Origin of the sequence: Streptomyces klenkii, assembly GCF_003626645.1 — a bacterium.
GTDB lineage: Bacteria > Actinomycetota > Actinomycetes > Streptomycetales > Streptomycetaceae > Streptomyces > Streptomyces klenkii.
This window is the reverse complement of sequence record NZ_RBAM01000003.1, coordinates 575,105-598,654: the sequence shown is the minus strand read 5'-3', so window position 1 is coordinate 598,654 and position 23,550 is coordinate 575,105. Positions and strand designations below refer to the sequence as shown.

Annotated in this window: 27 protein-coding genes and 3 tRNA genes; 16 read left to right on the top strand and 14 right to left on the bottom strand. The window is 73.2% G+C overall.

The window, feature by feature from the left end:
• The first annotated feature begins 150 nt into the window (after window positions 1-150).
• Window positions 151-1,308 (top strand): RNA polymerase sigma factor, encoded by a 1,158-nt coding sequence (locus D7231_RS09470; RefSeq protein WP_391473339.1) that lies wholly within the window; start codon window positions 151-153, stop codon window positions 1,306-1,308.
• A gap of 22 nt (window positions 1,309-1,330) precedes the next feature.
• On the opposite strand, the gene D7231_RS09465 is transcribed toward D7231_RS09470, so the two are convergent.
• Both D7231_RS09465 and D7231_RS09460 read right to left on the bottom strand, forming a co-directional pair.
• On the bottom strand, window positions 1,331-2,758 hold the full coding sequence (locus D7231_RS09465; RefSeq protein ID WP_120754486.1) for an FGGY family carbohydrate kinase: 1,428 nt from the start codon (window positions 2,756-2,758) through the stop codon (window positions 1,331-1,333).
• A 168-nt stretch (window positions 2,759-2,926) separates the two neighbouring features.
• Window positions 2,927-3,214 (bottom strand): YtxH domain-containing protein, encoded by a 288-nt coding sequence (locus tag D7231_RS09460; protein ID WP_120754485.1) that lies wholly within the window; start codon window positions 3,212-3,214, stop codon window positions 2,927-2,929.
• A gap of 195 nt (window positions 3,215-3,409) precedes the next feature.
• On the opposite strand from D7231_RS09460, the gene D7231_RS09455 reads away from it, so the two are divergent.
• The 6 genes from D7231_RS09455 (at window position 3,410) to D7231_RS09430 (ending at window position 5,587) form a co-directional block, all read left to right on the top strand.
• A tRNA-Asn gene (locus D7231_RS09455) sits at window positions 3,410-3,482 on the top strand.
• Window positions 3,483-3,487: 5 nt separating this feature from the next.
• Window positions 3,488-3,560, top strand: a tRNA-Asn gene (locus tag D7231_RS09450).
• A 190-nt stretch (window positions 3,561-3,750) separates the two neighbouring features.
• Window positions 3,751-3,824: transfer RNA gene (locus D7231_RS09445), tRNA-Ile, on the top strand.
• A 258-nt stretch (window positions 3,825-4,082) separates the two neighbouring features.
• A complete protein-coding gene (gene trxA / locus D7231_RS09440; RefSeq protein WP_120754484.1) occupies window positions 4,083-4,499 on the top strand; it encodes a thioredoxin in 417 nt (138 codons plus the stop codon).
• Window positions 4,492-5,088 (top strand): histidine phosphatase family protein, encoded by a 597-nt coding sequence (locus tag D7231_RS09435; protein WP_120754483.1) that lies wholly within the window; start codon window positions 4,492-4,494, stop codon window positions 5,086-5,088. Before trxA ends, D7231_RS09435 begins: the two co-directional genes overlap by 8 nt.
• A 73-nt stretch (window positions 5,089-5,161) precedes the next feature.
• The gene (locus D7231_RS09430) at window positions 5,162-5,587 is read left to right on the top strand and encodes an OsmC family protein (protein WP_120754482.1); all 426 of its coding nucleotides are present in this window, start codon (window positions 5,162-5,164) and stop codon (window positions 5,585-5,587) included.
• Between the two features lie 231 nt (window positions 5,588-5,818).
• Here the strand turns inward: D7231_RS09430 and D7231_RS09425 are convergent, their stop codons facing one another.
• Both D7231_RS09425 and D7231_RS09420 read right to left on the bottom strand, forming a co-directional pair.
• On the bottom strand, window positions 5,819-6,406 hold the full coding sequence (locus D7231_RS09425; RefSeq protein WP_120754481.1) for a class F sortase: 588 nt from the start codon (window positions 6,404-6,406) through the stop codon (window positions 5,819-5,821).
• 175 nt (window positions 6,407-6,581) lie between these two features.
• Entirely contained in the window at window positions 6,582-7,217 is a 636-nt protein-coding gene (locus D7231_RS09420; RefSeq protein WP_241999625.1) for a hypothetical protein, read from the bottom strand.
• A gap of 93 nt (window positions 7,218-7,310) precedes the next feature.
• Between D7231_RS09420 and D7231_RS09415 the strand changes: the two genes are divergently transcribed.
• The 3 genes from D7231_RS09415 to D7231_RS09405 all read left to right on the top strand — a co-directional run bounded on the left by D7231_RS09415 (window position 7,311) and on the right by D7231_RS09405 (window position 10,429).
• Window positions 7,311-8,027 (top strand): ABC transporter ATP-binding protein, encoded by a 717-nt coding sequence (locus tag D7231_RS09415; RefSeq protein WP_120754480.1) that lies wholly within the window; start codon window positions 7,311-7,313, stop codon window positions 8,025-8,027.
• Entirely contained in the window at window positions 8,024-9,736 is a 1,713-nt protein-coding gene (locus tag D7231_RS09410; protein ID WP_120754479.1) for a DUF6297 family protein, read from the top strand. Before D7231_RS09415 ends, D7231_RS09410 begins: the two co-directional genes overlap by 4 nt.
• Before the next feature lie 174 nt (window positions 9,737-9,910).
• Entirely contained in the window at window positions 9,911-10,429 is a 519-nt protein-coding gene (locus D7231_RS09405) for a hypothetical protein (protein WP_120754478.1), read from the top strand.
• Window positions 10,430-10,484: 55 nt separating this feature from the next.
• Here D7231_RS09405 and D7231_RS09400 read toward each other — a convergent pair whose 3' ends face one another.
• The 3 genes from D7231_RS09400 to D7231_RS09390 form a co-directional block, all read right to left on the bottom strand.
• Window positions 10,485-11,000: a DinB family protein gene (locus D7231_RS09400; protein WP_120754477.1), complete on the bottom strand. Its 516-nt coding sequence runs from the start codon at window positions 10,998-11,000 to the stop codon at window positions 10,485-10,487.
• Between the two features lie 109 nt (window positions 11,001-11,109).
• Complete coding sequence (locus tag D7231_RS09395) at window positions 11,110-11,916, bottom strand: VOC family protein (RefSeq protein WP_120754476.1); 807 nt, start codon at window positions 11,914-11,916, stop codon at window positions 11,110-11,112.
• 166 nt (window positions 11,917-12,082) lie between these two features.
• Window positions 12,083-12,844 carry an MgtC/SapB family protein gene (locus tag D7231_RS09390; RefSeq protein WP_120754475.1) on the bottom strand — a complete coding sequence of 254 codons (762 nt, stop codon included), beginning with the start codon at window positions 12,842-12,844 and terminating at the stop codon, window positions 12,083-12,085.
• 91 nt (window positions 12,845-12,935) lie between these two features.
• Here D7231_RS09390 and D7231_RS09385 point away from each other — a divergent pair, with 91 nt between their 5' ends.
• Window positions 12,936-14,240 (top strand): pyroglutamyl peptidase, encoded by a 1,305-nt coding sequence (locus tag D7231_RS09385; RefSeq protein WP_199739328.1) that lies wholly within the window; start codon window positions 12,936-12,938, stop codon window positions 14,238-14,240.
• A gap of 7 nt (window positions 14,241-14,247) precedes the next feature.
• Complete coding sequence (locus tag D7231_RS09380) at window positions 14,248-14,976, top strand: carbon-nitrogen hydrolase family protein (protein WP_120754474.1); 729 nt, start codon at window positions 14,248-14,250, stop codon at window positions 14,974-14,976.
• Window positions 14,977-15,014: 38 nt separating this feature from the next.
• Here D7231_RS09380 and D7231_RS09375 read toward each other — a convergent pair whose 3' ends face one another.
• Both D7231_RS09375 and D7231_RS09370 read right to left on the bottom strand, forming a co-directional pair.
• The gene (locus D7231_RS09375) at window positions 15,015-15,800 is read right to left on the bottom strand and encodes an EI24 domain-containing protein (RefSeq protein WP_120754473.1); all 786 of its coding nucleotides are present in this window, start codon (window positions 15,798-15,800) and stop codon (window positions 15,015-15,017) included.
• Between the two features lie 101 nt (window positions 15,801-15,901).
• Entirely contained in the window at window positions 15,902-16,915 is a 1,014-nt protein-coding gene (locus D7231_RS09370) for an NADP-dependent oxidoreductase (protein ID WP_120754472.1), read from the bottom strand.
• A gap of 88 nt (window positions 16,916-17,003) precedes the next feature.
• Here D7231_RS09370 and D7231_RS09365 point away from each other — a divergent pair, with 88 nt between their 5' ends.
• The gene (locus D7231_RS09365) at window positions 17,004-17,444 is read left to right on the top strand and encodes a MarR family winged helix-turn-helix transcriptional regulator (protein ID WP_120754471.1); all 441 of its coding nucleotides are present in this window, start codon (window positions 17,004-17,006) and stop codon (window positions 17,442-17,444) included.
• Between the two features lie 98 nt (window positions 17,445-17,542).
• Here the strand turns inward: D7231_RS09365 and D7231_RS09360 are convergent, their stop codons facing one another.
• Together D7231_RS09360 and D7231_RS09355 are read right to left on the bottom strand one after the other, a co-directional pair.
• Window positions 17,543-18,058 (bottom strand): isochorismatase family protein, encoded by a 516-nt coding sequence (locus tag D7231_RS09360; protein ID WP_120754622.1) that lies wholly within the window; start codon window positions 18,056-18,058, stop codon window positions 17,543-17,545.
• A gap of 376 nt (window positions 18,059-18,434) precedes the next feature.
• Window positions 18,435-19,328, bottom strand: coding sequence for an SGNH/GDSL hydrolase family protein (locus D7231_RS09355; protein WP_120754470.1), 894 nt, complete (start codon window positions 19,326-19,328; stop codon window positions 18,435-18,437).
• 321 nt (window positions 19,329-19,649) lie between these two features.
• Between D7231_RS09355 and D7231_RS09350 the strand changes: the two genes are divergently transcribed.
• From D7231_RS09350 to D7231_RS09340, 3 genes are all read left to right on the top strand, one after another.
• Window positions 19,650-20,144, top strand: coding sequence for a DUF3145 domain-containing protein (locus tag D7231_RS09350; RefSeq protein WP_058044575.1), 495 nt, complete (start codon window positions 19,650-19,652; stop codon window positions 20,142-20,144).
• 83 nt (window positions 20,145-20,227) lie between these two features.
• Window positions 20,228-21,133, top strand: coding sequence for an NAD(P)-dependent oxidoreductase (locus D7231_RS09345; protein ID WP_120754469.1), 906 nt, complete (start codon window positions 20,228-20,230; stop codon window positions 21,131-21,133).
• 105 nt (window positions 21,134-21,238) lie between these two features.
• The gene (locus D7231_RS09340) at window positions 21,239-22,054 is read left to right on the top strand and encodes a DUF4190 domain-containing protein (protein ID WP_120754468.1); all 816 of its coding nucleotides are present in this window, start codon (window positions 21,239-21,241) and stop codon (window positions 22,052-22,054) included.
• A gap of 12 nt (window positions 22,055-22,066) precedes the next feature.
• Here D7231_RS09340 and D7231_RS09335 read toward each other — a convergent pair whose 3' ends face one another.
• The 3 genes from D7231_RS09335 to D7231_RS09325 all read right to left on the bottom strand — a co-directional run bounded on the left by D7231_RS09335 (window position 22,067) and on the right by D7231_RS09325 (window position 23,454).
• The gene (locus tag D7231_RS09335; RefSeq protein WP_120754467.1) at window positions 22,067-22,258 is read right to left on the bottom strand and encodes a hypothetical protein; all 192 of its coding nucleotides are present in this window, start codon (window positions 22,256-22,258) and stop codon (window positions 22,067-22,069) included.
• A 141-nt stretch (window positions 22,259-22,399) separates the two neighbouring features.
• Complete coding sequence (locus tag D7231_RS09330; protein WP_120754466.1) at window positions 22,400-22,591, bottom strand: hypothetical protein; 192 nt, start codon at window positions 22,589-22,591, stop codon at window positions 22,400-22,402.
• Window positions 22,592-22,602: 11 nt separating this feature from the next.
• Complete coding sequence (locus tag D7231_RS09325; RefSeq protein ID WP_120754465.1) at window positions 22,603-23,454, bottom strand: helix-turn-helix domain-containing protein; 852 nt, start codon at window positions 23,452-23,454, stop codon at window positions 22,603-22,605.
• Between the last annotated feature and the right edge of the window lie 96 nt (window positions 23,455-23,550).

The window sequence follows — 23,550 nt, the reverse complement described above, 5'->3', positions numbered from 1 at the left end:
GGACGCGGCAGGCCCGGCCGCTCGGACCCGGAACTCGGAACCCTTCGCGAAGCCGCTCCTGATCCCCGGGACGGCCGGCGGCCAGGCCGCTGCCGCCCCTCCGGCGCATGCCGCCCCGAACCGGCAGCGATCACTTTGGAGGTCGCCCCCGTGCAGACCCGGACCCCGAGCAGGCCCCAGCCACGGCCCGAGGCCGCCGCCGCGGCCCAGGGCGTGCCCCGGCAGCCCGCCGCACCGCAGGCCGAGAGCCTCCCCGACGAGCCGCTCCTGCCGGATCCGGCGGGGAGCACCACGCCGGCCGGCACCCCGCACGAGGCCGGGGAGACCGAGGCCGGGACCGAGTCCCCCCGGGCCGTGCGCGCCGAGCAGCCGGACGCCGTGCGCCCCGACACCGGCGGCCCCTCCTCCGACCTCTTCCGCCAGTACCTGCGCGAGATCGGCCGCATCCCGCTGCTGTCCGCCGCCGAGGAGGTCGAGCTGGCCCGCTGCGTGGAGGCCGGCCTGTTCGCCGAGGAGAAGCTCGCCGGCGCCCCGGACCTGGACTCCCGGCTCGCCCTCGACCTGGACCGCCTGGTCGTGCTCGGCCGGATGGCCAAACGGCGCCTCATCGAGGCCAACCTGCGCCTCGTCGTCTCCGTCGCCAAGCGCTACATCGGCCGGGGCCTGACCATGCTGGACCTCGTCCAGGAGGGCAACCTGGGCCTGATCCGGGCCGTGGAGAAGTTCGACTACGCCCGCGGCTACAAGTTCTCCACGTACGCGACGTGGTGGATCCGCCAGGCCATGTCGCGGGCCCTGGCGGACCAGGCCCGCACGATCCGCGTCCCGGTGCACGTCGTCGAGCTGATCAACCGCGTCGTGCGCGTCCAGCGCCGCATGCTCCAGGAGCGCGGCTACGAGCCCACGGCCGACGAGGTCGCCGCCCACCTCGACCTCACCCAGGAACGGGTCAGCGAGGTGCTGCGGCTGGCCCAGGAGCCGGTCTCGCTGCACGCGCCCGTCGGCGAGGAGGACGACGTCGCCCTCGGCGACCTGATCGAGGACGGCGACGCGGCCTCTCCCGTGGAGTCGGCCGCGTTCCTGCTGCTGCGCGAGCACCTGGAGGCCGTCCTGTCGACGCTCGGCGAGCGCGAGCGCAAGGTCGTCCAGCTGCGCTACGGGCTGGTCGACGGCCGCCCCCGCACCCTGGAGGAGATCGGCCGCATCTTCGGCGTGACCCGCGAGCGCATCCGCCAGATCGAGTCCAAGACCCTCAACAAGCTCCGCGACCACGCCTTCGCCGACCAGCTGCGCGGCTATCTGGACTGAGGCGGCCGCCGGACCGGCCCGGTCAGCCGGCCTGGAGCGCTCCCGGGTGGGTCTGCTCCCGCACGGCGGCGTACTGCTGCCGCACCGCCTGCCCGACGGCGAGGTCCTCACCCGGATCGAACGCCTGACCGGCGGCTGCGGGCCACATGGGCGGCTCGTGGGGCGCCAGCACCCCCTGCTGGACGCCCAGCGCCCAGGCCGCCTGCCGGGCCGCGCCCAGGGCCGCGTAGTCCGCCGGCTGCGGCACGACGATCTGCGTGCCGAACAGCGCCGGAGCGATCGCCTGCACGGCGGGCAGCTCCGCCGCGGGCCCCAGCAGGAACACCCGCCGCACCTGCACCCCGCGCGTGCGCAGCACGTCGAGGGCGTCCGTCAGCCCGCACAGCATGCCCTCGAATGCGGCCCGCGCCAGGTGCTCGCGCTTCATGCTCTCGCGCCGCAGGCCCGCGAGGGTGCCCGCCGTGTGCGGCAGGTGCGGGGTCCGCTCGCCCTCCAGGTACGGCAGCAGCACGAGCCCGGACGAGCCGGGGGACGACGCCAGGGCCAGCTCCGACAGGCCGGGGAGGTCCGTGCCCAGCAGCTCCGCGGTGCCGCGCAGCACGCGCACGGCGTTGAGGGTGTGCACCACGGGCAGGTGCATGCCGGTCGCGTCGGCGAGGGACGTGATCGTGCCGGAGTCGTCGACGAGGGCTTCGTGGTGCACGGCGAAGACCGAGCCCGAGGCCCCGAGCGAGATCACCGCGTCGCCCGGCCCCACGCCCAGCCCGAAGGCCGCGGCCATGGTCTCGCCCGTGCCCGCGGAGATCAGCAGCCCCTCGGGGGTGTGCCCGGCGGGCTCGGCGGGCGCGAGGACGTCGGGGAGCACCGCCTGGCGGCCCAGGGCGAGTTCCACCAGGTCCGGCCGCCAGGAGCCGGTCGCGGCCGACCACAGGCCGGTGCCGGAGGCGTCGCCGCGGTCGGTCGTGCGCCGCAGCGGGCGGCCCAGGAGCTGCCACACGAGCCAGTCGTGCGGCTGGAGCAGGGCGGCGATGCGCTGGGCGGACTCGGGCTCGTTGCGGGCGAGCCAGCGCAGCTTGGCGACCATCTGGCCGGGCTGCGGCACGGAGCCGACGGCCTGCGCCCACGCGGCCCGGCCGCCGAGCGCGTCGGTCAGGTCGGCGGCGGAGGGCTGCATCCGCTTGTCGTTGCCGAGCATCGCGGGCCGTACGAGCACCCCGCCGGCGTCCAGCGCGAGCAGCCCGTGCTGCTGCGCGGACACCCCGATGGCCTGGACGCCCTCCAGGAGCCCGCCGGCGGCGGCCTCGCCCAGGGAGATCAGCCAGGCCTGGGGGTCGCCTTCGGTGTGCGGATGAGGGGCGTACCCCTGCCGGAGCACGGCACCCGTGTCCGTATCGCAGACGACGATCCGTGTGCTCTCGGTGGAACTGTCCAAGCCCGCGACTATGCCCATGCCGAGATGATGCCAAACCCCGGGGCATGCTCCGTGCCCCGGAGGGGTGTTAGCCGCCCCGCCGCCGGACCGGGTCAGGAGTGAACCACCGGGACGGGTGTGACCGGGGCGGGGGCATGCCGGGACAGGTCGGGAGAAGGGGACCGAACGGCCGGCCCGGCGGCCGGGTCAGGTGTTGCTGGTGCCCCAGTCGTCCTCGGCGCCCTGGCCCCGCTCGCGCAGCGACCGCACCCGCTCGGCCACGGACTCCGGCATCCGCTCGCCCGCCTTGGACAGGGCCCGGGAGGCCAGCGCCCGGCCGTTCTGCGCGGCGGACTCGACGGTGTTGCGCACGGCGGGGTTCTGCGCGATCTGCCGGGCCCCCTTGCGCAGCTGTTCGTACCGGTCCCGGCCGGCCCGCGCCCCCAGGACGTATCCGACGGCTGCTCCCAACATGAACGTCAGCCGGTAGCGCATCCCGCTCCACCCTTCCTCGGATCCCTCGGACACCTGGTCGTCGCACCGTGGTCGCCGCCTACCCGCCGGGTGCGAAGGTCACTCCCGGGGTACCGATTGGCGGAGCACCCCCCTGCTTGCGCTAATGTATGTCTCGCAGCGAGCGCCCGCCGCCCGGAAGACCGGTCGGAAGGGCATTCGAGGCAAACGCAGCAGTCCCCTGTAGCTCAATTGGCAGAGCAGCCGGCTGTTAACCGGCAGGTTACTGGTTCGAGTCCAGTCGGGGGAGCGCGATCCTCTGTAGCTCAATTGGCAGAGCAGCCGGCTGTTAACCGGCAGGTTACTGGTTCGAGTCCAGTCGGAGGAGCAAGCGATCGAGGACCCCTTCGGGGGTCCTTTTTCGTATCCGGATGCCTTCCGGAGGGAACCGTCCCGCCGTGATCGAAGTCCTCATGGTCAGGTAGGTCACGCAATACGCCCCCTCAGGGGCAGCAGATCGTATGAGCGGCTATGCTGCGGCAGACGGCGCGCACAGATGTGCGCGACGCGCCGTGAACGGGGCGGTAGCTCAGCCGGTTAGAGCAGCGGACTCATAATCCGTCGGCCGTGGGTTCGAGTCCCACCCGCCCCACTTTCGCGACGTCGCAGCAGAAACGATGCGACCTGCGTTTTCGAAGCCCCGCCCGGCCCGGCACCCGCCCGGCCCGGCGGGGCTTCGCGCTGTGCGGGGCCGGGGGACCGCCCGGCTTCGGCCACGTCCCGCCACGCGGACCGCCTGCCCCGTCCTCGCACGGGTATGCGGCGGAATACGGCCCGGCGTCATCCTGTTGGCGCTGCTGGGCCGGTTACGACGGTCACCCGACGCCACAGCGGAAGCAGGTAGCGACGCATGAGCAGCAGCACGGTGGAGCTCACCAAGGACAACTTCGACGAGATCGTCTCCGGCAGCGGATTCGTGCTCATCGACTTCTGGGCGTCGTGGTGCGGCCCCTGCCGGCAGTTCGCGCCCGTCTACGACGCGGCCGCGGAGCGCCACGGCGACCTGGTCTTCGCCAAGGTCGACACCGAGGCCCAGCCCGAGCTGGCCGCCGCCTTCGACATCCGCTCGATCCCGACGCTGATGATCGTGCGGGACAACATCGCGGTGTTCGCGCAGCCGGGCGCGCTGCCCGAGGCCGCGCTGGAGGACGTCATCCGGCAGGCCCGGGGGCTCGACATGGACGAGGTGCGCGCCTCCGTCGCCGAGGAGCAGGCCAAGGCCGGGCAGCCGGCGGCGCAGGGCGAGGGACAGCCCTCCGGTGAGTGAGCTGCTGCTGATCCGGCACGGCGAGACGGAGTGGAGCCGCGACGGCCGCCACACCGGCTTCACGGACGTGGCCCTGACCGGCCGCGGCGAGCGGCAGGCGGAGGCCCTGCGGCCGCTGCTCGCCGGCAGTACGCCGGGGAAGGTCCTGGTGAGCCCGATGAAGCGGGCCCTGCGGACGGCCGAGCTCGCCGGGCTGGAGGGCGCCGAGACCGACCCGGACCTCCACGAGTGGGACTACGGCGGCTACGAGGGCGTCACCACCGAGGAGATCCACCGCACCCGCCCCGGCTGGTACCTGTGGGACGACGGCGTCGTCCCCGGGCCGCCGGAGCACCCGGGCGAGACGCCCGCGCAGGTCGGCGCGCGCGCCGACCGGGTGCTGGCCCGCGTGGTCCCCCTGCTGGAGGCCGGTGGCGGGGACGTGGTCCTCGTCGCGCACGGGCACTTCCTGCGCGTCCTGACCGCCCGCAGGCTCGGCCTGCCGCCCGCCGCGGGCGCGCTCTTCCGGCTCGACACCGCGACCGTCAGCCGGATCGGCACCGAGCACGGGCGGCCCGCGCTCGTGGCCTGGAACGTGCGGTCGGCGTGACACGGGGCCTCCGCCCGGGGCCTGCCCATAAGCTTTGATCCTCGTAACCGAGCAGTGACTGGAGGACGTATCCGTGGCTACCACCCGCACCGCGCACACCGTCTGGGAAGGTGAGCTGCTCAAGGGCAGCGGCACCGTCAGCTTCGACTCGTCCGGCATCGGCTCGCAGCCGGTGTCGTGGCCGTCGCGCGCCGAGCAGGCCAACGGCAAGACCAGCCCGGAGGAGCTCATCGCGGCCGCGCACTCCAGCTGCTTCTCCATGGCCCTCTCGCACGGCCTGACGGGCGCGGGCACCCCGCCCACCCGCCTGGAGACCAAGGCCGACGTCACGTTCCAGCCGGGCGAGGGCATCACCGGCATTCACCTCACCGTCCGCGGCGAGGTGCCGGGGCTGGACGCCGCGGCCTTCCAGGAGGCCGCCGAGGGCGCCAAGAAGAACTGCCCCGTCAGCCAGGCCCTCACGGGGACGACGATCACGCTGACGGCCGAGCTGGCCTGACCCCTCCCGCTCCCGCGCGTCTGCGCGGCCCGCGTCACGACGTCAGGGCCGCGCAGAGGTGGTCACGGCGTCAGGGTCGCGTAGACGTGGTCACAGCGTCAGGGTCGCGTGGACGTGATCACGGCTTCAGGGCCGCGCAGGCGTGGTCACGGCGTCAGGGTCGCGTAGACGTGGTCACAGCGTCAGGGTCGCGTGGACGTGATCACGGCTTCAGGGCCGCGCAGGCGTGGTTTACGGCTTCAGGGTCGCGTAGACGATGAGGTTCTTCACCGGGTGCCCGTCGGCGTCGGGGCCGCCCGCGCAGGTGACCAGCCGCAGCGCCCGCTCCTCGGTCGGTCCGTAGACCTTCCGCGCCGGAAAGGCGGACTTGTCGGCCGTCTCCTTGCCGGTGACGGAGAAGCGCAGCAGCTTGCCGTCCCCGCGCCGGACGTCGATGACCTCCCCCTCGTCCAGCTTCTCCAGGTCGTGGAAGACGGCACGGCCCTCGCGGGTGTCGTCGTGGCCGATCACGACGGCGGCTCCGGGCTCGCCGGGCGCCGCCCCGCCCGTGTACCAGCCGGCCGTCATGCCCTTCTCCGGCGGCGGCACCTCCACGGTGCCGTCGCCGTTCTTGGCGAGGCGCAGCAGCGCGCTGTCCACGCCGATGGAGGGGATGGAGAGGCGGGCCGGCTCCTCGGCCGAGGCCGGGGTGCCACTGGCCGCCGTGCTGTCCGCCGTGCCGGACGAGCAGGTGGTGAGCAGGGCGGCGACGAGCGCGACGGGCAGGATCAGGGCCGCTATGAGGGCGGGTACGGAAGAGGGCCTGCGGGGCAGAGGCATGGGGTGTCCGTCCGGTGTGGGGGATCCGGTCGCTGGTACCCGTCCACGCTAGGGACCGGCCGGTGCCCGGGGCCTCGGGTGAACGGCCAGTTCTGTCTCCCTCCAAAGGATGAGGAACGTTCAGGTTTGAATCACTGCGCCGCACTGACTGTTCGTCCCGGGCGGACCGGCGGTTCTAGACGAACCGCTGAAGAAGTCCCCACGTGAACTCGACCACGTACTCCCGGCGCTTCCCGGCGGCGTCCGGCGCGGTGAACGCGAGCCGCCAGCGGGTGGGGGCCGTGCCCTCCAGGGGGCGGGCGGGCGCGAAGGCGCGCGCCACCTCGTCCACCGTGCACGACCAGGGCCGCAGGTCTTCTACGGTGCGCAGCTCGGGGCCGGGCGCTCCGGGCGCGCGGACCAGCCACTCGTTCCACACGGCCCCGCCGGGCGCCGCCAGCACCTCGAACCGCAGGTCCGGCCAGAGCGGCAGCCGCCATGCCGACGACTCGAAGGTCAGGTCGCCGATGCGGCGCTCGCCGGTGGCCTCGGGCGGGCCGAGCACCGAGCGGTAGCGCGGCCCGGCCCCGCGCCGCCCGGGCGCCCGCAGCATGGCCTGCCAGCGGCGGTTGGCCTCCCGCATCTCCGCCTTGCCGGCGCCGAGCTCGCGCAGGGCGTCCTCGACGAGACCGGGCTGGTGGTCGGCCATCCGCCGCAGCAGGACGAGCTGGAAGCCGAGGGGCCCGAAGGCGCTGCCGGTGCCGGTGCCGGAGCCACCGGAGTCAGCGGACGAGGGGGCGGACTCGGGTGCGGGGTCGCGCGCTGGGTTCATGCAGGCATCGTCGCGTACGGGAGGCGGGCGCCGCCGGGCGTCGCCCGTTCACTAGGGTCAGGGCGAGCGATCAACGGCGTACGGAGGCTTCTGATGACCGGCTCGACGGCGCCGAACGGCGCCCCCGCCCCGCTGCTGCGGCTGCGCGGGGTCAGCCGCACCTACGGGGAGCGGAAGGCGCTGCACCCGCTCGACCTGGACCTGGAACCCGGCACCTGTACCGCCCTTTTCGGTCACAACGGCTCCGGCAAGTCCACGCTGCTGCGGATCGCGTGCGGGCGGGACGAGCCGACGAGCGGCACCGCGCAGTTCGCGGGCCGCAAGATCTCGGAGGACGACCCGGAGGTACGGGCCAGGGTCGCGGTCGTCGGGGACACCGTCGCCACGTACCCGGACCTGACCGTGCGCGAGCACCTCGAACTCGTCACCGTCGCCCACGCCGTGGAGGACGCCGACGCCTGGATCGACGAGGTGCTCGCCGACCGCCGGCTGTCCGGCCACGCGCAGGCGCTGCCCGGCTCCCTCTCCTCCGGCCAGCTCCAGTCCCTGCTGCTGGCCGCCGCCCTCGTCCGCCCCCGCGACCTGCTCGTCCTCGACGAGCCCGAGCAGCGGCTCGACCCCGACGCCCGCGTGCGCCTCGCGGAGCTGCTGAAGGGCGAGAAGCGCGACGGCGTGGCCGTGCTGCTGGCGACGCACCAGGCCGAGCTCGCGGAGGCCGTCGCGGACCGGATGATCGCCCTGGAGGACGGCCGGGTGATCGCCGAGGGCACGCCCGCGAAGGTCCTGGGGAAGCTGGGGCTGCACGGATGAGCCACGACGCACCGGGCGGCGCGGGCGAGGTCCTCGACGCCGACGAGCCCGCGTGGAGCGAGGAAGAGGACGACCGCACCGCCGAGGCGCTGCGCTGGCTGCGGGAGAAGCGCAAGGCCCACCGCCGTCAGAAGGGCCGCGACGTCGCCGTCCTCATCTACTCGGTCGTGCTCCTCGGCGGCGCTTACGGAGGCGGGTACACCGTCGACTTCCTGCGCCGGATCCGGCTCGGCGCGGACTACAGCGCCGTCGGCGCGCACGTCCAGGGCGCCCTGCCGGCCCTGTTCACGCTCCTGACCGCCGCCCTGGCCCTGCTCGCCGCGCGCGACGCGCTGTGGCGCGGCCCCGTCGTCGTCCCCGCCCCCTCGGTCGGCTGGCTGCTCACCCATCCCGTGCGCAGGGCGGTCGTCCTGCGCCCGTGGTTCTGGCTGTCGGCGGGGGTGTCGGCCGCCACCGCCCTGACGGCCGCGTGCGCCGCGGCCGTCGTCCTGCGCGTCCTGGGCCTGGCCTCGCTGGGCGGCGCCTTTCTCGCGCTGCTTCCGGCGGCCGTGTGCCTGCCGCTGCTGGCCGTCGCGGCGGGCATGGCGGTGGAGCACCGGGCCGGGCTCGCGCGCTTCGTCCGCCGCTTCTCGCCCCTGGCCGTCGTCGTGCTGATGCTGCTCGCCGGGCAGACAGCGGCCGCCGCGTACGGGCACCGGAGCGCCGTGCTGGAGCAGGTGGAGCTGTGGTCCGGGCCGTGGGGCTGGGCCGCCCAGCCCGTCGTCTCCGCAACCGGCGGCCACGCCCCCGGCCGGCCCGCCGCGGTCGTCCTGCTGGTGCTCCTGACGGCCGCCGGCCTGGTGCGGGGGCACCGGGACGCCGCGCTCGTGCCCACGGCGCAGCTGCGGCGGCGGGCGGTGACCGCCCAGACAGTGTCGTCGGTGATGTACTCGGCGGAGCTGCGGGCCGCCAAGCTCGCCCTCATGGACGCGGCCGCCGACGGTCCCGGCGCTGGTCGCACGCGCCGCGTCCGGCTGCCGCGCCCGCGCAGCAAGTACCTCGTGGTGGTCTGGCGGGACCTGCTGTCCCTGCTGCGGACGCCCGCCCGCCCGGCGAAGGCCCTGATGTGGCTGGCCTGTGCCACGGCGGTGGCCGCCCTGGGCGTGCAGTTCAGCGGCGCCGCCCGCGTCATCGGCCTCGTCGCCGCCCTGCTGCTCGGCTACGTCGCCGTGGGCGCCCTCGCCGAGCCGGCCCGGCTGGAGACGGACGACGTGCGGCGCGCGGCCTGGTCCCCGTTCCGCTTCCGTACGCTCATGCTCCAGCACGCGGTGGTGCCCGCGGTGCTGGGCGCCCTGCTGGCGCTGCTCGCGGCGGTGCCGTTCGCGGTGGCGGGGGAGCCGTGGGCGCTGGTGCTGATGCCGGCGTGCGCGGTGCCGTTCGCCGCGACGGCGGTCTTCTCGGCGAGCCGCGGACCGGCCCGTCTGGAGCTGATGTTCTCCGGTGTGACCACGCCGATGGGCGACCTCGGGCCGCTCCGCTTCTTCGCCTGGTACGCGGCGGGGCCGCTGGTGTCGGTGGGCGTGCTGGGGGTCGTCCTCTACGGGGTGCTGAGGCGTGCGCCGGATGCGGGTTCCGTGGCCGTTGCGGCCGTTGTGGCGGCGGCGTTGACGGCGGGGCTGCTGTTCTTCGCCGCACGGGCCGCGGACCGCCTCGTACGGCCCGGGAGTTGACGCTCTTCGCGCTGGTCACGCCCGGCTCGCGAGCCGGGCGCATTCACCTGAACGAGCGATTCCGTCTAGGGGATTGACGCGGGCATACTCTCGGCACAGGACGGTGCGCGCCCTCCACCACCAGGCCCCTGGCCGCCCTTCTGCCGGGACGCCTGCAAAGCGAAGGAGGACGGCATGTCCCCATCCACCCCCCGCCGGCTGACGGCCGGCGCGGCCGCACTCGCCGGGGCGCTCACACTCGGGCTCGGCACGCTCGGCAGCACGGCCGCGTCGGCCCAGGCGCTCCCGGCGCTCGTCCGTTGCACCGGCGGCAGCTTCACCATGGCCGTCAACGCCGCTGCGCACGGCCTCGGCACCCTCACCAACTGCAGTGCCCCCGGACACCCGGGTCTCACCTCCGGGGCCATCACCATGTCGGGTCTGGGCACCATCACGGACACCCTGGTGACGACGACCACCACCGACAAGATCACCTGGAACACGGGAGAGGTGACCAACCTGACGGAAGTCAGGGAGTTCATTCCGACCGTGGGGAACAGGGTGCGCGAAGTCGGCACGGGCGACAGCATCAGCGGACTCTTCCACCCCTCCAACGAGGAGGAGTTCGGTCGCGGGACCCAGTCGGTCAACCACGCCCACGACTTCACCATCAACAACGGGCTCACGGTGGCCCTCTTCGACGGCGCCCTGTAGACCGGGCGACCTGACAGGCGCCCCGCTCCGCCCGTGCGCCCGGAGCGGGGCGCCGTCACGCTCCCGTCACCCCGTCCACCCGCTGCCGCACCAGGTCCGCGTGTCCGTTGTGACGGGCGTACTCGCCGATGAGGTGGAGGAGGACGAAGCGCAGCGAGTACGTCTCGCCGCCGGCGGTGAACGTGTCGTCCAGGGACGCCTCCGCCACCACCGCGTCGGCCAGGCGCTGCTCCTCCAGCAGGCATGCGTAGTCCTCGGCGGCGCGGGCCGGGTCGCACTCCTCGAAGTCGGCGTTCGCGTTCTCCCCCGTGCCGTGCAGCCGGGGCACGTCCTGGCCGGCGAACCGCTCGCGGAACCAGATGCGCTCGACCTTCGCCATGTGCCGGATCAGCCCCAGCAGCGACAGGTCCGACGGCGGCACGGACCGCTCGGCCAGCTGCTCGCCGGTCAGCCCCGCGCACTTGTGGAGCAGGGTGCTGCGGTGCCAGGCGAGGAGGCCGGTGAGGAGGGTGCGTTCGCCGGCCGAGAGCGATCCGCCGGGCCGGGTGATCCCGGGTGCTGTCCATGTCATCCGGCGATCATGCCCATGTCTGTGCGACTACGCGAGCCTTTCCCCCCGGCCGCCCTGCCGCCCGGACTTTCTGCGCCCCCGCTGCCCGAGGGCAAGCGCTGCCCGGCCGTCAGCCCGTCGAGCCCTCTTCCGGCTGGAGCACGACGAAGTCCGCCCCCGCGAGGTCGAGGCAGACCGCCAGCCGGCCGACGCCCTCCGCGGTCTCCGGGCCCATCTGGACCGTGCCGCCTCCCTCGACGACCTTCGCGACCGTCGCGTCGCAGTCCGCGGAGCCGAAGACCGGGTGCCAGTAGGGGCGGCCGCCGTTCAGGGCGAGGTGCTCGGCGGGGAGCTCCATGAGGCCGCCCTGCATCCGCTCCTTGCCCCGGCCCGCGGGTGTGATCAGGGAGTACGTGCCGCCGCCGCCCGGCAGGTCCATGTCTTCCGCGGCCCAGCCGAAGACCGTGCCGTAGAACTGCTTCGCCGCCGCCGCGTCGGTGGTGTAGAGCTCGGTCCAGGACAGGGTGCCCGCCCGGTCGGCCGTCTCCAGGCCCCGGTACGTGCCCGGCTGGAAGACGGCGAACTGGCCGCCCTGGGGGTCGGTGAACTGGGCCATCCGGCCCTCGCCCTCGCCCGGGCCCATCGGCGGGACCCGCACCGTGCCGCCCGCGCGCTGCACGGCCGCGGCCGTCGCGTCCGCGTCGGCGGTCTGGAAGTAGATCATCCAGGCGGACCGGGCGCCCTCCTCGGTGAGGGGGCCCATTCCGGCCACGGTCTCCCCGCCCAGCCGGAAGACGCCGTAGCCGCCGGTCTCGGGGCCGTGGGGCTGGAACTCCCAGCCGAACACCGACCCGTAGAACCGCGCGGCGGCCGCGGTGTCGGGCGAGCCGAGGTCGAGCCAGGAGGGGGAGCCGGGGACAAAGTCGGTGGTGATCATGGAAGTGATCTCCCTTCGCGGATCCTCTGCGAAGCCAGCCTGACACCCGCCACTGACAACCGCCCGTCGGCGCAGGTCCGGACGTACGTCACCCGGTCCAACCACCCCGCGGCCCGCCGCCCGGTCCGCCTTCCGGCCCGTCCGGACGCGCACCGCCCGGCGGTTCTCAGTCCCCGCTGTCCTGGTGCGCCCGCAGCCCCACCTCGGTGATCCCGTCCCAGAACGTCAGCTCCTCCACGAGCGGATAGGCCGGCCCTTTCCCCTCCAGGCTCAGCACCACGCCCGCCTCCTTGGCCTTGCCCTTCTCCCGCCCGTCCGCCGACGCCTGCTCCGGCTCGATGTGGACGTCCGTGACCCGGAAGCCGCGCTTCGTGCACAGCTCCAGCACGCGTCCCAGGAGCCCCCTGCGGGTGCGGTACGACAGGTGCAGCTCGACCCGGTCGCCGGGCACGAGCGCCATGCGCCGGGTGACCACGGGGAAGCCCCGGACCACCAGGAAGTGCACCAGCGTCGCGGCGGCGCCCAGCAGCGGCAGGCCCCCGCCGCAGGCCATGCCCAGGGCGCAGGTCAGCCATATCGTGGCCGCCGTGGTCAGGCCGCGCACCGCGTCGCGGCGCACGAAGATCAGGCCGCCGCCGATGAAGCCGATGCCGGAGACGATCTGGGCGGCCACGCGCGAGGGGTCCTGCGGGGCGCCGGTGAGCGCGGTCACCGCGCCGAAGCCGTGGATCGAGACCTCCATGAACAGCGCGCTGCCCACCCCGACGAGCGTGTGGGTCCGCAGCCCGGCGCTCTTCTGCTGCACCTCGCGCTCCAGGCCGATGAGGGAGGAGAGCAGCAGCGCGATGCCCAGTTCGGTGAACTGGCGGGCGCCTTGGCCGATGCCGGGGTCGAAGAGCGGGACCGCTAAGAGCTGCGCTATGTTCATTGCGCCATTGTGGCTTGAAGTCACCTGTCTTAAAAGGGAGTTGACAAGGCCGTCTATCGCAAGGCCGGGCGCAGTGGATACCTTCCGCCTCATGCATCCCTCGCATCCCTCAAGACTCGGCGGCATATCCCTCGCGGCCGCCCTCCTGGCCACCGCCGCGGCCGTCGTCCCCACGACCGCCGTCGCCGCCGAAGCCCCCGCGCCCCGCCCGTCCCTCACCACCGAGGAGCAGCGCCTCTCCGGCCCCGTGCCGCAGGAGATCCTGCGCCGCGGCGGCTTCGCCGACGCGGCTCCGGACTTCGCCGCCGCCCTGGGCCGCACCCGCACGCTCCCGCAGGCGCAGCGCCTCGCGACCGACGAGGGCCGGCGGCTGTGGCGGCGCGCCGTGGACCGGGCGCAGGGCCGCGGGCCCGGCCCGGAGCGCGCCGGGGACCTCAGCCGCGACGACGACCGCCCGCTGTACTGGGCGCGGCTCGGCATGACCCGCGCCGTACAGGAATGGAAGCCTGCCTTCCGGCTGTCCGGGGCGCAGCGCACCGAGCTCACCGGCCGCGTCGAGCGCTCCTCGCGCGGCCAGGACACCCTCGACCTCCCGGCGGGCACGCAGGTCAAGCGCGTCGTCATCACCGGATTCGACCCCTTCCAGCTCGACGCGGACCCCCGCCGCTCCAACCCCTCCGGCGCCGCCGCCCTCGCCCTGGACGGCACGACGGTCGACACCCCGGCCGGCCCGGCGCGCATCGAGGCCGCCGTCTTCCCCGTCCGCTGGGCGGACTTCGCCGACGGCACGGTGGAGCGCACGCTGCTGCCGCACTTCCGGCCGGGCCCCCGCCGCGTGGACCTCTTCACCACCATCAGCCAGGGCCGCCCCGGCCGCTTCGACGTCGAGCGCACCAACGGGGCCTGGCGCGGCGGCTACCCGGACAACGCGGGCGTCTCCCGCACGGAGACCGTGCCCGTGCCGCCCGGCGTGCCGACCGTCCGCCCCCAGCCGCAGTGGACGTCGACCAGCCTCCCGTACGCCGCCATGACCGCCGCCGCGACGGGGCCGTTCCCCGTGCACGACAACACCGAGGTCACCGAGATCCCCGCGGGCGCCACCGAGCCGGCCGACCGGCCGGACGGGCCGACCCCGGGCTCGACCGCCCGCGCCGGCGGCGGGGGCGACTACCTCTCCAACGAGATCGCCTACCGGGCCACCCTGCTGCGCGACGCCGTGCGCCTGCCCGTCCCCGGCGGGCACCTGCACACCCCGGTGCTGGAGTTCGGCCGGGGCAACGCCGACCCCGCGACCGGTACGGTCACCGACCCCGAGTTCGTACGGAACCGGCTCGCGATCGTCGCCCAGGTGCGGTCGCTCACAGTCGTGGCCGCCGCGAACGCCCGGACGCCATGATGGACGGATGATCATCGCAGCAGCACAGTTCACCGCCCGGCCGGGCGACATCGGGGCGAACGCGGCCAGGATGGCCGCCTTCGTCACCGAGGCGGGGGAGCGCGGCGCGGCCCTCGTGGTCTTCGCCGAGCTCGCCGTCACCGGCTACGAACTGGACGCGATCGTCGCGGCCGGTGACGGCCTGCTCCTGGACGCCGGCGACGCCCGGCTCGCCCCCGTACGGGAGGCGTGCCGGGCCGCGGGCGTCGCCGCCGTGGTCAACGGCCCCGGGCGGGCCGCCGCCGGCCCCACGATCAGCAGCTTCGTCTACGGTCCGGACGGCGCGCCGCTCGCCCGCTACGACAAGGTGCACGTGACGGAGACCGAGCGTGCCGCGGGCTTCGTGCCGGGGACGGGCGAGGGCCGCTTCACGCTGGACGGCGTCGGCTTCGGGCACGTCATCTGCTACGACGCCCACTTCCCGGAGTGCGCGGCCCGTGCCGCCGCCGACGGGTGCCGCGTGCTGGTCGCCAGCTCGCTGTACGGGCGGGGCGGCGGTGCGCGGGAGCGGATGGAGATCTTCCCGGCGCTCGCGCGGGACAACGGCCTCCACGTGCTGCTGGCCAACCACCACGGCCCCTCGGGCCCCTACGACGCCTGCGGCCTCAGCGCGGTCTGGGCGCCGGACGGCAGCGTCCTCGCGGAGGGCCCGGACGCGGGGGAGGGGCTGGTGACGGCGGAGCTCTCCCTCGGCTGATCCGCCGCCCCCTCGGGGGCTGTCAGTCGAGGTGTCCGTCAGCTGAGGGCGCTGTCGCCCGCCGCCTCGGGCTCGGTCTCCACCGGGCCCTCACCCATGAGGTCCCGTACGAGCAGCGTCGCGCCCGCCACCGCGCCCGGCATCACGAACACCGCCACGACCGGCACGAGGAAGAGGAGCGCCAGCGGCACGCCGAAGCCCAGCGTGAGCAGCTTGCGGGAGCGCAGCAGCCGCAGCCGCTCGCGCAGCGGCACCCCGCGGCGCTGGAGGGCCACCGCGGTGAGCTCCTCGGCGAGGAAGAAGCCCGAGAAGCAGATGCCGATCGCGGGGACCACGGTCTGCCCGACGAAGGGCACGAAGCCGAGGGCGAAGAACAGCACGCCCCAGGCGGCGGCGCGCACGAGCACCGCGAGGCTCTCGCGGGCGGAGATCCACAGCTCCCGCCACAGCGGCAGCCCGGACTCGGGCGCCTCGCCGCCCACCGAGCGGTCGACCCGCGCGGACAGCTCCTCGTAGAAGGGCTGACCTACCAGCAGGGTCACGGCCGTGAAGGAGATCACGGCGAGCAGCAGGCCGCCGCCGAAGAGGAGCACGGTCAGCGCGCCCCGGAACAGGCCGGCCCACGGCGAGGCCCAGCCGCCGGCGAACGGCGTGGCCCAGGCGACGGCGTCGTCCGCGTACAGGGCCAGGCAGACGACCGCGGCCGCGTAGCCGACGAGCGTGATCAGCCCGGGCAGCAGCCCGAACCCCCACTGCCGCCGGTTGCCGGCCACCCAGCGCTGGCCCTTGCCCAGGTACGTCAGTCCCGCCACGAGATCTCGCATGGCGGGAAGGGTATCCGGGCGCGCCGCGGCGTGATCACGGGCGCTCACGCCTGTGATCACGCCGCGGAGGCGGTCCGGGCCAGGCCCGGATCAGGTCCGGATCAGAACGTCACGATCATCTTGCCGGTGTTCTCGCCGCGCAGCATGCCCAGGAACGCGTCCAGCGCGTGCTCCACGCCGTGGACGACCGTCTCGCGGTACTTGAGCTCGCCGGAGCGCACCCAGCCGCCGACCTCCTGCACGAACTGCGGCTGCATCGCCGCGTGGTCGCGGACGAGCACGCCCTGGAGGCGCAGGCGCTTGCCGATGATCGCGATCATGTTGCGCGGCCCGGGCTGCGGCTCGGTGTCGTTGTAACCGGAGATCGCGCCGCAGAGCGTGGCGCGGCCGTGCACCTTCAGCGCGCCGATCGCGGCCTCCAGGTGGTCGCCGCCGACGTTGTCGAAGTAGACGTCGATGCCGTCGGGCGCGGCCTCCTTCAGCTGCTCGGCGACCGGGCCGTTCTTGTAGTTGAAGGCGGCGTCGAAGCCGTACTCCTCGACGAGGGCCTTGACCTTCTCGTCGGTGCCCGCGCTGCCGATGACGCGCGAGGCGCCCTTGAGCCTGGCGATCTGGCCGACCTGGAGGCCGACCGCGCCCGCGGCGCCGGAGACGAAGACGGCGTCGCCCTCCTTGAAGGAGGCGACCTCCAGCAGGCCGGCGTAGGCGGTCAGGCCCGGCATGCCGAGCACGCCGAGGTAGGCCGACAGGGGCGCGAGCTCCGGGTCGACCTTCACCGCGTTCTCCGCGCCGACCACGGCGTACTCGCGCCAGCCCAGGCCGTGCAGCACGTGGTCGCCGGGCTTGAAGGCGTCGCTGCGCGAGGCGACGACCTCGCCGACCGCGCCGCCCTCCATCGGCCGGTCCAGCTCGAACGGCGGGACGTAGGAGCGGACGTCGTTCATCCGGCCGCGCATGTACGGGTCCACGGACATGTGGATCGTGCGCACCAGGATCTGTCCCTCGCCGGGCTCGGGCACGGCGACCTCGCGCAGCGCGAAGTCCTCGGGCTTCGGCCAGCCGTGGGGGCGGGCGACGAGGTGCCATTCACGGCTGGTGGTGGGCATTGCGGACATGGGGCGCGGCCTCCTAATGTTTCAGCTAGTGAAACAACCATGCGCCTCGATATTTCATGTTGTCAAGCAACGCGGTAACCTGGGTGTCATGGTCCCCCGAACCGATGCCCTGACCCGTGAGGTCGTCGACCTCATCGCGGCCGTCGTGGCCCGCTACCACGAGGAGTACGAGGCGGCGGCGGCCAAGCACGCGCTCACCGGCGCCCAGGCCAAGGTCCTCGCCCTGCTCGCGCGCGAGCCCATGCCGATGCGCCGGATCGCCCAGCTCCTGAAGTGCGAGCCGTCCAACGTCACCGGCATCGTCGACCGCCTGGAGGCCCGCGGCCTGGTCGAGCGCGGCCCCGACCCGGACGACCGCCGCGTCAAGCTCGCGGCGGCCACCCCCGCAGGCCTGGAGACCGCGGACCGCCTGAGCGAGTCCCTGGACTTCGCCCGCGAGCCCCTGGCCGGCCTCTCGGCCGAGGAGCGGGGGGTTCTACGAGATCTGCTCCAGCGGATGCTGGGGCCCGGCGCGGCCGCGCCCCGATAGGGGCGCGGGGAACTGCGCGACCAGCCACCGGTCACCCGTAGCCGACCGGTTGCACACCACGCCCGGCGAGCCTCCGCCGATGGGCGCGGGTCGGCTCCTCACGCGGGGAACCGCAGGTCCGCCGCCCGCATCACCGTGCCCAGACGCGGCATGTTCAGCGTCACCGAACCCCGGTGCTCCTCCGCCGTCAGCGCGCTCATCGCGTCCTCCACGAAGACCAGCCCGTAGCCGTGGTCGGCGGCCGCCCGGGCCGTCGACTCCACGCCCAGGTTGGTGGAGATCCCGCCGAGGACGAGCGTGCGCACCCCCCGCTCCCGCAGCCGCGCGTCCAGGTCCGTGCCGTGGAACGCGCCCGGCGACCGCTTCACCACCTCGGTGTCGCCCTCCTCGGCGACCCCCGCGAGCAGCCCGCTCCCGGGCGGCTGCTCCGCCGGCCCGGGCCGCTCCGTGCGCACCACGACCACCGTGCCGCCCGACTTCCGGAACGCCCGCGCCAACTCCTCCGCCGTACGGACCACTTCGTCCCCGCTGCGCGGAGCGAGGGGGAGCGCGACCATGCGCTCCATCAGGTCGATGAGGACGAGGGCGGTGGTCCGCGGGTCGATTTCCGTCATGGCCAGACCGTACCGGTCGGCCACGGGCCGCGGGCGGCCTCCGGGGCCCCTCCGGGATGACGATAGGTAAAGCTTGTCCGACGTTCGCGTGGCAGCCCGCGCCCCGATGTCACCCCTCTCATCACCCCCGCCGTCACCCCTGTCGTACGGAAGTTGACCCGCGTGGGGGTGAACTTGCTTATGAGTAAGGTGTGTTCATCGGATACCGTGCTGGTCGGCAGGCACGGAACGCCTCCGGGTGCGTGTGCGCGGTGCCGGATGTCCGGAGCGAGGGTACGTACGTTCGCGCCGCGCGCAGCCCGCACGGCCCGTGTCTGACCGGGGCGGGGCCACCTGACAGGCCCCGCCCCACCAATGCCCCGTCTCTGAGAAGGGCTTAAGACGGGTGCTTCTCGGCCGTGACGGTCCGGTAGGCCAGCGCCGCGAGCTCGCCCTGGCCCTGCGTGCTCGGATGGAACCAGTCCCACTTGCTCAGCGCCTCGCCCGTGAACGCGTACGCGGACACCGACCCGTCGAAGCGGCACAGCGCGTCCCGGCGGCACACGTCCTTCAGGACCGCGTTGTACTCGCCGACCCGCTTCACGACCTGGGCGCGCCGCTGCTCAGCCGCCGGGTCGGCGGACTGGGCGTCCTTGAGCATCGAGGGGCAGATGCCCAGGTTCCAGACGGTCTTGGCGTAGCTGTTCGTGCGCCCCTGCGACCACAGGCGTTGCAGGTCGGGCACGCCGGCCACGTAGAGCTGGGACTTCGGGAGCGCCGTGCGCAGCTCTTTCACCGAGGACTCGAAGTCGCTGCGGAACGCGCTCACCGGGGTCATGTCGGCCACATTGTCGCGGCAGGCGTCATTGGCGCCCAGGAGCACCGTCACCAGCTGCGGTTTCTGCGCGACGGCGGACTGCATCTGGCCCGGGAGGTCGGTCATCCGCGCGCCGGTCCGCGCGTAATTCCAGCTGCTGGTCGTCGGCGTGGCCAGCAGTCGGCGGGCGAGGCTGTCGACCTTGGTGCCGGTGGCCCAGGAGACCTCCGGGCAGTCCTTGAGGATCGCGCAGGCGTCGAATCCGCGGGTAATGGAGTCACCCAGTGAGGCGATCGACGCGGGGTGGGTATTCCACGCGGGAGCGGCGGCCGGCCGGGCGCTCGGCTTTCCGGCGGAGGCGTCCTCCTTGCCGGAGTCGCATCCCGTGACCAGGAGGGCGGCCGAGAAGGCGGTGGCCGCCGCGACGGCGGCCCTGGCGGCCCCGCGCGCCTTCCGTCCCGTGCTGCGGTGCATCGCTTTTCCCCTCCGGCCGGGTGATATCTGTTCGGGTCCGACGGTACGTCACCGCGGGGGTCCGTTCGCACGGTAGCTTTTCCCCGGGGCGGTCGTGCCGTGCCCCGGGGCGGCTTTGCACTTCCGGCACAACTGAAATACGACACGTCACATCCTGTCCCTTTCAGGAGAAATGCTCCCGATGGTGTTTACTGTTGGTAACCTCGCGAGCTGGTGCGGGAGTGGCCATTGGGGCAGAATGTCTCATGCTGTCCCGGGCGGGACCGGTACGGGTGCGAGGCCGCTGGGGAAGGCGAACCTCGAACCGCACTGGAGGTCCCGGTGACGACACGTGGAGTTCTGTACGTGCACTCCGCGCCGCGCGCGCTGTGCCCGCACGTCGAATGGGCAGTCGCGGGCGTGCTCGGCGTGCGGGTCACCCTCGACTGGATCCGGCAGCCCGCCTCGCCCGGCACCTGGCGTGCCGAATTCTCCTGGCAGGGACAGGTCGGCACCGCCTCCAAGCTCGCCTCCGCGCTGCGCGGCTGGCACCTCCTGCGCTTCGAAGTGACCGCCGAGCCGTGCGCCACGGCGGAGGGCGAGCGCTACAGCTCCACCCCTGACCTGGGCATCTTCCACGCCGTCACCGGCATCCACGGCGACATCCTCGTCCCCGAGGACCGGCTGCGCGCCGCCCTCGCCCGCGCCGCCCGCGGCGAGACGGAGCTGGAGGCGGAGGTCGCCAAGCTCCTGGGCAAGCCGTGGGACGACGAGCTGGAGCCCTTCCGGTACGCGGGCGAGGGCGCCCCGGTCCGCTGGCTGCACCAGGTCGTCTGAACGGGCGCGGTCGTCCGAACGGGCGCGCCGGACAGGGCGTGCGCACTTGCCCTGGAGCGGGCTCCAGCCCCTAGCGTCGGGGCATGACCGAAACGCGTACGCCGCCGTCCGGCACTGCCACCGTCACCGTCACCGTCCTCGGCACCGGCATCATGGGCGCCGCCATGGCCCGCAACCTCGCCCGCGCGGGCCTCTCCGTCACCGCCTGGAACCGCAGCCGGGAGAAGGCCGAGCCCCTCGCGGCCGACGGCGTGCGCGTCGCGGACACCCCCGCCGACGCCGTCCGCGGCGCCGGCATCGTCCTGACCATGCTCCGCGACGGCCCGGCCACCCTCGACGCGATGCGCGCCGCCGCGCCCGCGCTGGAGCCCGGCACGATCTGGGCCCAGGCGGGCACCGTCGGCCTGGAGGGCTTCGACGGCCTCGCCGTCTTCGCCCACGAGCACGGCCTCACCCTCGTCGACGCGCCCGTCCTCGGCAGCAAGCAGCCCGCGGAGGACGGCAAGCTGACCGTGCTGGCCGCCGGGCCGGAGGCGGCGTGGAAGGCCCTGGAGCCCGTCTTCGCCGCCATCGGCAGCCGGACGGTGCGGCTCGGCGACGACGCCGCGAGCGGCACGGCCACCCGCCTCAAGCTCGTCATCAACAGCTGGGTGCTGGCCGTCACCCACGGCACCGCCGAAGCGCTGGCGCTGGCCGAAGGCCTCGGCGTCGACCCGGCCGGCTTCCTGGACGCCGTCGCCGGCGGCCCCCTGGACATGGGCTACCTGCGCGCCAAGGCCGCCCTGCTCCTGGGCGGCGACCTCACCCCCAGCTTCACCACCGCCACGGCCGAGAAGGACGCCCGCCTGATCGTCGCGGCGGGGCAGCAGGCGGGCGTACGGATGGACGTGGCGGCAGCAGGCGCGGAACGCTTCCGCCGCGCCACGGAGCAGGGGCACGGGGAGGAGGACATGGCGGCGTCGTACTACGCGTCCTTCGATGCGGTGTAAAGGCCTGATCAAGTGCTGGATAGGGTGATTCATCCCGATGATTCATCCCGATGATTCATCCCGGGGATTCATCACCCCATCCGGCTTCCGAAGGACGACGCACGCATGACCATGCCCGGGTATCCCCACGGCCACCCCCACGGCCATCCCGGGGCGTACTACCCGCCCCACCCGCCCGCGCAGCCCCGCAACGGCATGGGCACGGCGGCGATGATCGTCGGCATCTGCGGTGCGGTCATCGGGCTCGTCCCGTTCCTCTTCTTCCTCTCGGGCCCGCTCGCCCTGGTCGCCCTGGGCCTGGGCATCGTCGGCCTGGTCCTCGTCCGCAGGGGACAGGCCACGAACAAGGGCATGGCCCTGACCGGCACGATCCTGGGCGGGGCGGCCCTGCTCATGGCCGTCGGCGGCCTCCTGTTCACCCTCTTCGTCATCGACAAGGCCGACGAGGAGAACGACGACCTTTACGAGGACCGCCCGCCGGCGGCCGCGGCGCCGGAGCCTTCGGCATCGACCTCCGCGGCACCGAAGCCGCTGAAGTTCGGCGAGACGCACACGTACAAGGACGGCGTCACGGTGACGGTGGACAAGCCCGAGCCGTACGAGCTGGACCGGATCGCGTTCGGCCACGAGGACGGGGACCTGGCGCTCCGGTTCAAGGTCACCATCGCCAACGACGGCAAGGAGCCGATCGACCTCCTCGCCCACGTCCCGTACGTGCGCGACGCCACCGGCAAGAGGGCCGCGGAGATCTTCGACGGCCGCGGTGCGACGAAGCCGTTCACGGGCAAGCTGCTGCCCGGCAAGCGCGCGGAGACCACGTTCACGTACTCGGTCCGCCCGGACGGCGCGAAGGAACTCCAGGTGGAGACCGGCGCGAACAACGACCGCCCGGACGTGATGTGGATCGGCCCGGGCCAGTAGTCCGGCCACCGGTCAGAGCAGGTGATCGGCCTTGCCCGCCTTGATGTCACGGATCAGGGCGCGCAAGGCGTCGCGGGAGTCGGTGACGTAATGGTCCTCGGCGCCGGATACGGCTATGTAGGCGTTGCCGGCGGCGTCAGTGCCCACACGGAAGCAATTCGCTCCCTCGCCACAGAAGGGGTCTTCCCAGCAGATGTGCGACATGGTCGCCTCCCTTCAGAAGCCGGATGCAGTTCGTGGGGGTAACGCCCCCGTCCGTACGGGCACCACTGAGCTTTCACGCGAGCTACGCCTACGCCGTCTGTGCGCAGGGCAGCCCTCCCGGACAGCGGCAGTCGGCCACGGTCAGAGCAGGTGATCGGCCTTGCCGGCCTTGATGTCGCGGATCAGTGCGCGCAAGGCATCGTGGGTGTCGGTGACGTATTGCTCTTCAGCGCCGCTGACGGCGATGTAGGCGTTTCCGGAGGAGTCGGTGCCTATCCGAAAGCAGGCGCTGGCCTCGGCGCAGTACGGGTCTTCCCAGGTGATATCGGGCATGGGGGTGTTCCTCAAGATTGTCTAGCGATGTCGTGGATGAACCGACGTGACGCTTCGGGATCCAAGGCGAGCTGCTCCATGCAGTCCAACTGATCACGGTACTTGGACAGCTGCGCTTCGCCATAGAGGAATTCCGGGCCGTGTGTGCAGTCGACCTGCACCGTGTCGAGTTCCGGCACGGGTGCCTCGGCGTACACCAGGGTCTGCCCCGAGCCCGGGAAGGTGCCGCTGGAAACGGGCAGTACGCGCACCGTGAGATGGCTGAGCTCCGACATGTGGATCAGGTGCTCCAGTTGGGCTCGCGCCACCGTTGCGCCGCCGAACTGCATGCGGAGCGCTGCCTCGTGAATGACGCAGTGGTACTCCGGCGGGTCCTCTCGGGTAAGTACCCTCTGACGCTCCATCCGGTGCACCATCCGGAGCTCGAATTCACGCTTGGGCAAGGGCGGTACGGCTGCCCCGAAGATCGCGCGCGCATGGTCAACGGTTTGCAGCAGCCCCGGGATGTGCACGGTGTGTCCCGTCCGCAGCCGTACGGCTTGGTCCTCCAGTTCGGCAATGTCGAGGAGGCCTCCGGGGAGCACCCCTCGGTATCGTTCCCACCATCCAGGGCCGTCCGGCTGGGCCATCTTGGTCAGTGCGGCGATGTATGCCTCGTCGGAGCGATCGCAGTGACAGGCCCAACTACGTAGCCGGTCCGGGCTGATGGGGCGGAGCCCGCGTTCCATATTGGAGATCTTGCCGCGATCGACGCCCAGGAGCGACGCCACGGACTCGGCACTGACGCCGGCTGCGACGCGCATCTTGTGGAGCTCGGAGCCGAGGCGCCGCTGGCGTTCGGTGGGTGTTCTTCTGGCGGCCATGGATCCCCTTCGCGTCTGTGGTGGGCAGCAGTCTGCCGCTTCAGCGAGGACGCCATCCATCGATCGAGGGCAAATTTGCCCTTCCGGTGGCTAAAT